General features: G+C 63.0%; 7 protein-coding genes. All 7 read left to right on the forward strand.

The window, feature by feature from the left end; genetic code table 11:
- The first annotated feature begins 226 nt into the window (after positions 1–226).
- A complete protein-coding gene (gene holB, locus ACFMO5_RS14185; protein ID WP_376793401.1) occupies positions 227–1,222 on the forward strand; it encodes a DNA polymerase III subunit delta' in 996 nt (331 codons plus the stop codon).
- 114 nt (positions 1,223–1,336) lie between these two features.
- Positions 1,337–3,064 (forward strand): ABC transporter permease, encoded by a 1,728-nt coding sequence (locus ACFMO5_RS14190; RefSeq protein ID WP_376793402.1) that lies wholly within the window; start codon positions 1,337–1,339, stop codon positions 3,062–3,064.
- A gap of 217 nt (positions 3,065–3,281) precedes the next feature.
- Positions 3,282–3,854: an LOG family protein gene (locus ACFMO5_RS14195; RefSeq protein ID WP_376793403.1), complete on the forward strand. Its 573-nt coding sequence runs from the start codon at positions 3,282–3,284 to the stop codon at positions 3,852–3,854.
- Between the two features lie 105 nt (positions 3,855–3,959).
- Positions 3,960–5,096 carry a DUF1786 domain-containing protein gene (locus ACFMO5_RS14200; RefSeq protein ID WP_376793404.1) on the forward strand — a complete coding sequence of 379 codons (1,137 nt, stop codon included), beginning with the start codon at positions 3,960–3,962 and terminating at the stop codon, positions 5,094–5,096.
- Positions 5,097–5,474: 378 nt separating this feature from the next.
- Positions 5,475–6,236: a dolichyl-phosphate beta-glucosyltransferase gene (locus ACFMO5_RS14205; RefSeq protein ID WP_376793405.1), complete on the forward strand. Its 762-nt coding sequence runs from the start codon at positions 5,475–5,477 to the stop codon at positions 6,234–6,236.
- A gap of 337 nt (positions 6,237–6,573) precedes the next feature.
- On the forward strand, positions 6,574–8,409 hold the full coding sequence (locus ACFMO5_RS14210) for an aldehyde ferredoxin oxidoreductase family protein (RefSeq protein ID WP_376793406.1): 1,836 nt from the start codon (positions 6,574–6,576) through the stop codon (positions 8,407–8,409).
- A gap of 144 nt (positions 8,410–8,553) precedes the next feature.
- On the forward strand, positions 8,554–9,558 hold the full coding sequence (locus tag ACFMO5_RS14215; RefSeq protein WP_376793407.1) for an NAD-dependent epimerase/dehydratase family protein: 1,005 nt from the start codon (positions 8,554–8,556) through the stop codon (positions 9,556–9,558).
- Positions 9,559–9,673 lie beyond the last annotated feature (115 nt).

A 9,673-nucleotide genomic window follows, 5' to 3' on the forward strand; every position in this document is an offset into this window, starting at 1 on the left:
AAGAGATACGCGTGGGCGATCCGCCCCTCCGCGCGCTGGCGCTCCAATCGCTGAATGATCAGGTCATGACCTACAACGAACCGGGAAAGCCCCCCAGCTCTGTTCCTTTTTGTGACCGTCCTGGGATTCGACGAAGGCTAACCCAAGGGGCGGCTGTGAACCCCTTGTGGGATCTGTTCACGTTATCCTTCCTGAATGCAAGGAGCGATCCAATCGGCAGGGGGCCATGGGGCTTTCCCGGTTCGTTGTAGGTCATGACCTGATCATTCAGCGATTGGAGCGCCAGCGCGCGGAGGGGCGGATCGCCCACGCGTATCTCTTCACCGGCCCTCCACAGGTTGGAAGGCGGACGCTGGCATGGACCTGGGGGATGACCCTGCTGTGCACGGACCCGGATCCTCCATGTGGGTCGTGCCGCTCATGCCGTTTGATGCAGGCCAGCCATCACCCAGACGCCATTCAAGTCCTTCCAGAGGGATCCAGCTTGAAGATCGATCAGGTCCGAGAGGTACAGCGGCTCCTCGCTCACACGCCTGTAGAGGGACCTTATCGGATCGTGCTCTTCGATCAGGCGGAAGCGATGACGACGGAGGCCGCCAACGCCCTGCTGAAGACGCTGGAGGAGCCGCCCTCCTATGGGGTGCTGATGCTCATCGCCCCTTCTCCGGAATCCCTATTGCCCACTGTGGTCTCCCGCTGCCAGATCCTCTCGCTGGATCCCGTGCCCATCCCGAGGGTTCGCCAAGCCCTTGAGGAGCGGTGGGGCATCCCGCCGGATCAAGCAGATCGGCTGGCCCGGCTATCCGGAGGGCGGATGGGATGGGCGGTGCAGGCCGCTCAGGATCCGGAGGTGCTGGCCGAGTATGCGGATCGAATCCGTCAGATCCACGAATTGCTGACTCAAGGGCGTGCCGGGCGCTTCGCCTTCGCGGAGGCCCTCTCGGGGGAGGAGGAAGGGGTTCGATCCGCCTTCTTGGAAACGGCCATGGCCTGGTGGCGGGATGTGCTGATCTTGGCGAGCGGGGCGGATCTCCCACTGACCCATGAAGAGGATCGCTTGACCCTTCAGGAAGTTGCAGGGCGGATCGGCGTGGAGGGAGCGCGGGCAGCCTTAGAGGCCACGCGCCGGGCGTGGCTGGCGCTGCGTCGGAACGCGAACGTCCGGCTGGCGTTGGAGGCGATGTTCCTGGACTGGCCAGCGCCCATGAGGGAAAATCCATAAGGGGAGATCTTTGGGGGCTGAGGGCCGCATTCGGCGGTCCCCAGCCCCCAAAGATCTCCAGGGGAAACTGCAGTCAATAGCCCCCGAACAGGTGTGAAGCACGTTCTCACTCCCATGTCTCGACGGGATCTTCTGTTAATTCCTCCACTGTTATTCTTCGGGGCTTTCTATTTGTACCCCCTCGGTTCGATCATTCAACTTAGCCTGGCTCCGGAGGGGCGGATCACCTGGGGAGCCATTCTTGAGACGCTCCGAGGGACGGCGTTCTGGAAGGTGCTGGGGTTCACGGTAGGTCAAGCGACGCTCTCCACGATGGTCACCCTGGCCCTGGGCTTGCCCCTGGCGGGCCTTTTCGCCCGTTACCCTTTCCTAGGTCGGGGATGGTGGCAGGCGATGGCCACGGTGCCCTTTGTCCTCCCGACCGTCGTTGTGGCGGCTGCGTTCACGGCGCTCTTAGGCCCCCGGGGGTGGATCAACCAGGCCCTGATGGCCCTCCTAAACCTCCCGGAGCCACCGATCTCCTTCCTCAACACCCTGGCCGCGATCGTGGTCGCCCATGTGTTCTATAACCTCACCCTGGTGCTGCGCATCGTCGGGACCGCATGGGCTCACTTGGATCCAACGTTGGAGATGGCCGCCCACACGTTGGGGGCGGACCGCTGGCGCACTCTTGGAAGGGTGACAATCCCCCTTCTGATGCCTGCGATCCTGGCAGCCACCGCGCTGGTGTTTTTGTTCGACTTCACCAGCTTCGGGGTGGTGTTGTTGCTGGGCGGTCCTCGCTACGCCACGCTGGAGGTGGAGATCTACCGACAGGCGGTGGGCCTCTTCAATCTCCCCGCCGCGGCGACTTTGGCTCTGGTTCAACTGGGGCTGACCTTTGGAATTTTAGCCCTCTACACCCGTCTGCAGGCGCGTCTCACTTTTCCTCTAGAATGGCGGCCGGCGGCATCCACTGCCCGCTCGCCGCGCACCCCCTGGGAGCGCACGAAGGTGGCCTTGGGGCTCTCAGCGCTCTCCCTATGGATTGGCTTACCATTACTGGCGTTAATCGCGCGCTCGGTGACCCCCATGACGGCCCGGAAGCCGGGGGAGGCGGCGATCTATACCGGATGGCTCACCCTGGGTTACTATCAAGAGCTATGGATCAACCGGCGTGGGGCGGTCACTTATGTGGCGCCGATCGAAGCAGTGCGGAACTCGCTGATCTTCGCCGGCATGGTCATGGTGCTCTCGCTGCTGCTCGGGGGGATGGTCGCCTACGGGCTTGCGGGCCGTCGTCGTCGCCGCTGGCTGGACCCCCTGCTCATGCTCCCGCTTTCCACCTCCGCCGTCACGCTGGGGTTCGGGTTCCTGACAGGGTTCAGCCGCCCTCGGGTGTTCTTGCGGGTGTTCCCAGGGCTGGCGGAGGCTGTGATGGCCCTGCGCACTTCCCCGCTCCTGGTGGTGATCGCTCACACGTTGATCGCTTACCCGTTCGTGGTGCGGATCCTTCTGCCGGCGATGGAGGGGATGAACCCTCGCTGGCGGGAGGCGGCGATGACCCTGGGGGCATCCCCATGGCGGGTGTGGTGGCATGTGGAGGCGCCGCTGTTGGGCCGGGCGCTTCTGACGGCGGCCATCTTCGCCTTCTGCGTCTCCTTGGGGGAATTCGGGGCAACTGCCCTGATCGCCCGTCCGACGATGACCACCATGCCGCTGGCCATCGCCCGTTTCCTGAGCCAGCCGGGCGAGTTGAACTTGGGCCAAGCGATGGCCATGAGCACGCTGTTGCTCCTCGTGACATTCCTCGGTATCCTTCTCATCGAGCGATTCCGTTATCGGGGGATCGGCGGGTTTTAACTTGAATGTCCATAAGGGGAAGGGGATCGCGCACCGCTAACGCTCCTTCCATTTTGGGGGTAGAGGAGGGTGAGGGCCAGTGGCCTCACGGCCCGAAGGGCCGTAGGGAGAGGGATGACAAGGGTCTTGGGGGCGAGCCGGGGCGCTGAAGGTGCCCGGCTCGCCGCTAAACCCCTACGAGGAGACCCATCGCGTTCCGGACAGGAGTTTCCTTGAAATGCAGGGGAAGATCGTCTCGGTATTCGGGAGCAGCACCCCGCCACCGGAATCCACAGACTATCAGATGGCGCGAGCATTGGGTCGCCGGCTGGCGGAGGCCGGCTTTGTGGTCATGAGCGGTGGGTACCGTGGGACGATGGAGGCCGTGAGCCTTGGGGCGAAAGAGGCGGGCGGCTTCACGATTGGGGTGACGGTGGATCCATTCGACCGTTGGGGCCTGAAGGCCAACCCTTATGTGGATGTGGAGATCAAGTTCCCCACCCTCTTTCAACGCCTGCACTATCTGGTCACGGCGGGCGACGCGTTGATCGCCCTGCCCGGAGGCATTGGGACATTGAGCGAGATGGCGCTGGCATGGAGCCTGCTGCAAACCGGCGAGCTTCCCCTCCGCCCGCTTCTTCTATTGGGATCCCGATGGCGGCGTTTGCTAGATGTCTATTTGGATCCGCTCTATATCCGGGAAGAGGACGTTGGCTTGCTGCGGGTGGTGGGGACGCCGGAGGAGGCAGTGGAGGCGCTCCAAGCGCACGTCCAGCACCTCGCGGAACGATCCCCTCGGCCTCTTGGATAGAGGACCGACGATTTGTAGGGGCACTCCTTGTGGGTGCCCCTACCCAAATGGCCTGGATGCGGGGTGCAGGTTAGGCCTTATGCTTAGCTCATCGGGAGGGTTTCCGTGAAGATTCTCTGTATGGATATCGGAACCGGGACCCAGGACATCTTGCTTTACGATAGCGAGAAGGACTTGGAAAACGCCTGTCAGTTGATTCTCCCCTCACCGACCCTCCGGGTCGCGCGGGCGATCCGGCGGGCCACTCGGGAGCGACGGCCGATCCTCCTCACGGGCGTCACGATGGGCGGCGGCCCGTGCCAGTGGGCGGTGGAGGATCACCTGCGGGCGGGCCTTCCGGTGTATGCAACCCCTGAGGCGGCCCGGACCTTTAACGATGACCTGGAGGTGGTGCGCGCGATGGGGGTGCAGATCGTCAGCGAAGACGAGGCCGCCCGCCTGGATAGGCAGGTGGTCCGCCTCGCGCTGCGGGATGTTGACTGGGAGGCCCTGCGACGGGCTTTCGAGGCTTTCGATGTGCCCCTCCGACTGGATGGGGTGGCGGTGGCTGTTTTCGATCACGGCGCAGCACCTCCGGGCTACTCCGATCGGAAGTTTCGATTCGATTACTTGGCCCGACAGCTGGCGGAGCGCCGGGATCTGTTGGCCTTTGCCCATCGCGGGGAGGAGATCCACTCCATTCTTACCCGGCTCCAGGCGGTTGTGCGCACGGTTCGGGAGGCCTTCGATGGGCCCGTAGCGGCGATGGATACGGCACCTGCGGCGGTTCTAGGGGCCACGTTGGATCCCCAAGTGGCCGCCTGGCGGCATCGCGTAGTGGTTAACATCGGGAACTTTCACACGCTGGCCTTTCGCATGCGCAATGGGGAGGTGGAGGGGCTCTTCGAGCATCACACCGGGCTTCTAGATCAGGAGAAGCTGGACCGTCTGCTCAGCCGGCTGATGGCTGGGGATTTGAGGTTTGAGGAAGTGTTCGAGGACATGGGGCACGGCGCGCTGATGTTCGAAACCACGCCCATGGCGCCGGAAGGTGTTGCCGTGGTTGGGCCCCGACGGGGGTTGCTGCGAGGGTCTCGTCACCCGGTCTACTTTGCCGTTCCCTACGGGGACATGATGCTGACGGGATGTTTCGGGCTGTTACAGGCCTTCGCCGCGCTCTACCCAGAGCTCGCCTCTCCCATCCTGGATTCGCTGCGAGGGGCTCCTCGCCCGGCGCCTTGGGAGAGGCTGGATGAGAGCTGAGGGGAAAGGGGTTGGTCTGGGCGCGCAAAAATTAATTCCCTGTGGGGAGGAGGGATCAAAGGGGGTGGGGCCTCCCGCTTCCCTCACGGTGTATCCTCAGCGGGGAATGTCTGGATTAATTTGTTCAATTTCATTAATCGGCCTTCTTGGGCGCTTCGTGTCGGGCGTCCGCTGCGCGGACGCTGGGCACGGTCGGCGAAGGCCTGAAGAGGGCGACTTTCGGTCGGCGTGATTGAAATCAGCCTTCTGAGGCGCTTTTGGCCAAGCGTCGGCCCGCCGACGTACCTCTCGATTGGCGCAGGCCGACCGCAGGCTGAAGGCCTAAGGAGGACGACTTCCAGTCGGCGTGAAGACAACTATCAGGAGGCTTTCTCACCGATGGCTCAGACGGTACGAGTGGATGTGGTGATCCCCGTTTATAACGAGGAGCGAGATCTGGAGCCCAGTGTTCATAAGCTGCGCGCGTTCCTTCGGGAGCATTGTCCGTATCGTTGGCGGATCGTGATCGCGGACAACGCCTCGGTGGACCGCACACCGGAGATCGGGCGGCGCCTGGCTGAGCAGTGGCCTGATGAGGTGTGCTATCTCCGATTGAACCGCAAAGGGCGGGGGCGGGCGCTGCGTAAGGCATGGTTGGAGAGCGACGCGGACGTGATGGCCTATATGGACGTCGATCTCTCCACAGACCTCAGCGCCTTCATGCCGCTCATCCAGCCCCTCGTCGAAGGGCGCTATCACATCGCCACCGGCAATCGCTTACATCCCCAATCCCAAATCGTTCGCTCCTTCAAGCGGGAACTGATCTCCCGCATCTACAACTTCATCGTATGGCTGCTCTTCCCTCAGCGCCGTTTTCAGGATGCCCAGTGCGGGTTCAAAGCGATCACCCGGAGGGCCGCCCAAGAGCTGATCCCCCTGGTGGCCAACCAGTCATGGTTTTTCGATACAGAGCTGCTGTTGCGGGCCGAGCAGCGTGGCTACGCCGTCTGGGAGGTCCCGGTGATCTGGCGGGAGGATCCGGATACCCGGGTGAAGATCCTGCGCACCGCCTTAGAGGATCTCCGAGGGCTCTGGCGGGTCTGGCGCACTCCCAACCCGCTCCCCATCCACACGGATCCGGAGGCGGAGAATCCGGATTGACTTCCGGTTCGCCCCGCGTTTTCAGACGCTGAAACGGGCGCTAAAGCATCCCACTGCGAACACTGGGTTTTGTGACCTTAGCGTGATGATGCGGAGCCGATTGCTGAAGTTTTAAAAATGAACTCACCCGTGGGGGTTTGGGGGTGAGGTCCCCGCTTCCCACGGTGTATCCTCCGCGCGGAATGTGGAGATTATAAGTTTCAGCAATCGGCCTTCTGGGGTGCTTTGCCCCAAGCGTCGGCCCGCGCCGACGTATCTTCCGGTTGGCGAAGGCTGACCACCGGCCACAGGCCCAAAGAGGACAACTTCCAGTCGGCGTGATATAGGAGGATCACCCATGGAGCGATTTGGGCACCTTCTGCGGGTCGATCTTTCAACAGGCCAGGTCATGGAGGAGGAGATCCCTCTCTCCTGGGTCGAGGCCTTCATCGGAGGAAGTGCCCTTGCGGCCCGCCTCTTGTGGGAGCGCTTGCGCCCGGAGGTCGATCCTTTAGGTCCGCAGAACCCTCTGGTGTTCATCACGGGTCCGCTCACCGGGACCGCGGGGCCGGCGGTGGGACGGTTTACGGTCTGTGCCCGCTCCCCGGCCACCGGCTTGTGGGGGGAGTCAAACTGCGGCGGGTTCTGGGGGTCAGAGCTTCGGTTCGCCGGCTACGACGTTCTGTGGATCGAGGGGCGTGCCCCGGAGCCGGTTTACCTATGGATCCGCGATGGGCGGGTCGAACTCCGCCCCGCCGCCCACCTCTGGGGTCAAGATCCTTATGCGGTCCAGGCTGCGATCCGGCAGGAGGTTGGCGATCCCCTCGTTCGGGTGGCAGCCATCGGCCTTGCCGGCGAGAACCAGGTCCCCTTCGCTCTCATCCTCTGCGATCACGGCCGGGTGGCAGGCCGCACCGGGATGGGGGCGGTGATGGGCGCTAAAAACTTGAAAGCGATCGCGGTGCGGGGGACCCGGCCACTGCCGATTGCCCGCCCCGAGGCCTTTCAGATGTTGCGGGCCCAGGCGAACCGTGCTCTTCGTGAGGATAACTTGAGCCGCGTGTTTCGCGAGACGGGCACAGCCGGCGCGGCGGAGTATCTTGAGTTGCTGGGGAGCATGCCCAAACGGTATTACGGGCAGGGAACTTGGGAAGGGGCCTCTAAGGTCAGCGGGGCGGCCATGGCCGAAACCATCCTTTCCGGGGTCTCGGCCTGCCACGCCTGCGTCATCGCATGTGGCCGGGTGGTGACCATCCCCGAAGGCCCCTACGCTCGGGTCAAGGCGAAGGGACCGGAATACGAGACCATCGCCGCCTTCGGTCCAAACCTCCTGAACGACGATCTTCAGGCCATCACGCATCTGGGTGACCTGTGCGATCGCTACGGCCTGGATTCCATCAGCATGGGGAATGTGCTGGGCCTGGCGTATCTGCTTTTCGAACAAGGCCGGATCACGGAGCGGGAAACGGGAGGGCTAACCCTGCGCTGGGGGGACGTGCACCCGGTGGAGACCTTAATTGCCCAGACGGCGCGGCGAGAGGGTTTTGGGGAACTTCTCTCACAGGGGGCGCGGGGGCTGGCACGAGCCTTCGGCGCGGAGGACCTGGCGGTGGAAGTCAAGGGACTCGAAGTCCCCTATCACGACCCGCGGGGCGTCGCGGGGATAGCTTTGAGCTATGCCACTTCACCACGTGGGGCCTGCCACAATCAAAGCGATTTCTTCATGGTAGAGCTGGGCCAATCCAATGAGGAGTTAGGCATCCCATTTCTCGACCGGCATCAGATTGAAGACAAAGCTCGGTATGTGGCGATCCACCAGAACTGGCGCACGGTGTGCAATGGACTGGTGCTATGTTATTTCGCCAATGTCGCTCCGAGCGTGGCGTTAGCGTTGCTGAATGCGGCGATGGGGTGGGATTGGGATCTCCAGCAGATGCTGGAGGTTGGGGAGCGTGCCTGGCAGCTCAAGCGGATGATCAACCACCGGCTTGGGGCTACTCAGGCCGATGACCGCCTGCCCAAGCGTCTCTTGGAGCCGCTGCCCGATGGCGGCGCAGCGGGGTTTGTGCCGGATATCGAGACGATGCTGCGGGAATATTACGAGGTGCGGGGGTGGGATCGGGAGACCGGCCAGCCCACCCCAGCGACCCTCCGAAGGCTGGGGCTGGAGTTTGTTCTCAGGGGAGACAAGTAAGGGTTCCACTATCCCATTCGTAGTGCCCGTCCTCCCTTCCCGCGGCCCGAAGGGCCGTGGGAAGGGAGGATAAAAGATATTTGGGGGGTGAGTTCATTTTTTTAAATTTCATCAGCGTTCATCCCATAGGAGCAGATCCTTGTGATGCGGGTGTTGGTCACTGGCGCCACCGGCTTCCTGGGCCGCAACCTGTGTCCGTATCTCGTGGAACGGGGTTATCGCGTGCGGGCTCTGGTCCGGCCAACGGCCGATTGGGGGTTCCTTGCGGACCACGGGGTGGAGATCGCGTGGGGAGATGTGCAGGATCCGGCCTCGGTTCAAGAGGCGGTGGCAGGCTGCGAGGCGGTCATCCACGCGGCGGGTTACTTCCGGTTCTGGGGGCCACGGGAGCGTTATTGGGGGGTGAATGTAGAAGGGACCCGCAACATGGTCCAGGCGGCGCAGGCAGTGGGCATCCGGCGGTTCGTCCATATCTCAACGGTGGCGGTGATCGGCCGGCCGCGGCCGGGGACGGTGATCGATGAGACGTATCCATGTCAACCGGTTGATGAATATCAGCGCACAAAGCTGGAGGGGGAACGCATTGTGCAAGAGGCGTTCCAGGGAGGCCTTCCCGCCATCATCTTGCGTCCGGGGGCCTTCTATGGCCCGTGGGGGCGTTACGCCTTCAACCGGCTGTTCTTCGAGGATTTCCTGAAAGGGCTGCGCCTCCAAGTGCACGGCGGCCGTCGCTACACGTTCCCGATTTTCGTTCCGGATCTCTGCCGCGTCATCGAGGTCGCCCTTCATCGAGGTCGCGTGGGGGAAATCTACAACGTGGCGGATCGCAGCCGACAGCACGCGGAGATCTACGAGATCGTGGCTCGAGTGGCGGGGGTTCCCACGTGGCGGATCAATGTCCCGGCGTTCCCGATGCTGGCCCTGGCATGGGTCTGGACGAAGCTGGCTGATCTCACAGGGCGGGAGCCCTATTATCCGCTCGCGTTGGCCTCTTATGTGTTCTACGACTGGAGAGTTTCCTCTGAGAAGGCGCGGCGGGAGCTGGGGTTCAAGCTGACACCTTTTGAGGAGGGTGTGCGGCAGACCTTGGAGTGGTATTGGGCCCGAGGCCTGCTCAAGCCTTCTCGGGACAAGGTCAAGGTCTGGTAGTCCTCCTTGGGAGCATTGATTCTCTCTTCCCTCCCCGCGTTTGTAGTGTTCATCCCCATTTGATTTTTGGTTTGGGTCCCCTGGGGGTTTGGGGGCAAGCTGGGCGCCTTGGGCG

This window comes from Thermoflexus sp., assembly GCF_042408365.1.
In the GTDB taxonomy this organism is placed as follows: domain Bacteria; phylum Chloroflexota; class Anaerolineae; order Thermoflexales; family Thermoflexaceae; genus Thermoflexus.

Excerpts from the sequence above, each read along its gene's own strand:
- holB (WP_376793401.1), top strand. The coding sequence starts at position 227 with ATGGGGCTTTCCCGGTTCGTTGTAGGTCATGACCTGATCATTCAGCGA.
- ACFMO5_RS14190 (WP_376793402.1), top strand. The coding sequence starts at position 1,337 with ATGTCTCGACGGGATCTTCTGTTAATTCCTCCACTGTTATTCTTCGGG.
- ACFMO5_RS14195 (WP_376793403.1), top strand. The coding sequence starts at position 3,282 with ATGCAGGGGAAGATCGTCTCGGTATTCGGGAGCAGCACCCCGCCACCG.
- ACFMO5_RS14205 (WP_376793405.1), top strand. The coding sequence starts at position 5,475 with ATGGCTCAGACGGTACGAGTGGATGTGGTGATCCCCGTTTATAACGAG.
- ACFMO5_RS14210 (WP_376793406.1), top strand. The coding sequence starts at position 6,574 with ATGGAGCGATTTGGGCACCTTCTGCGGGTCGATCTTTCAACAGGCCAG.
- ACFMO5_RS14215 (WP_376793407.1), top strand. The coding sequence starts at position 8,554 with ATGCGGGTGTTGGTCACTGGCGCCACCGGCTTCCTGGGCCGCAACCTG.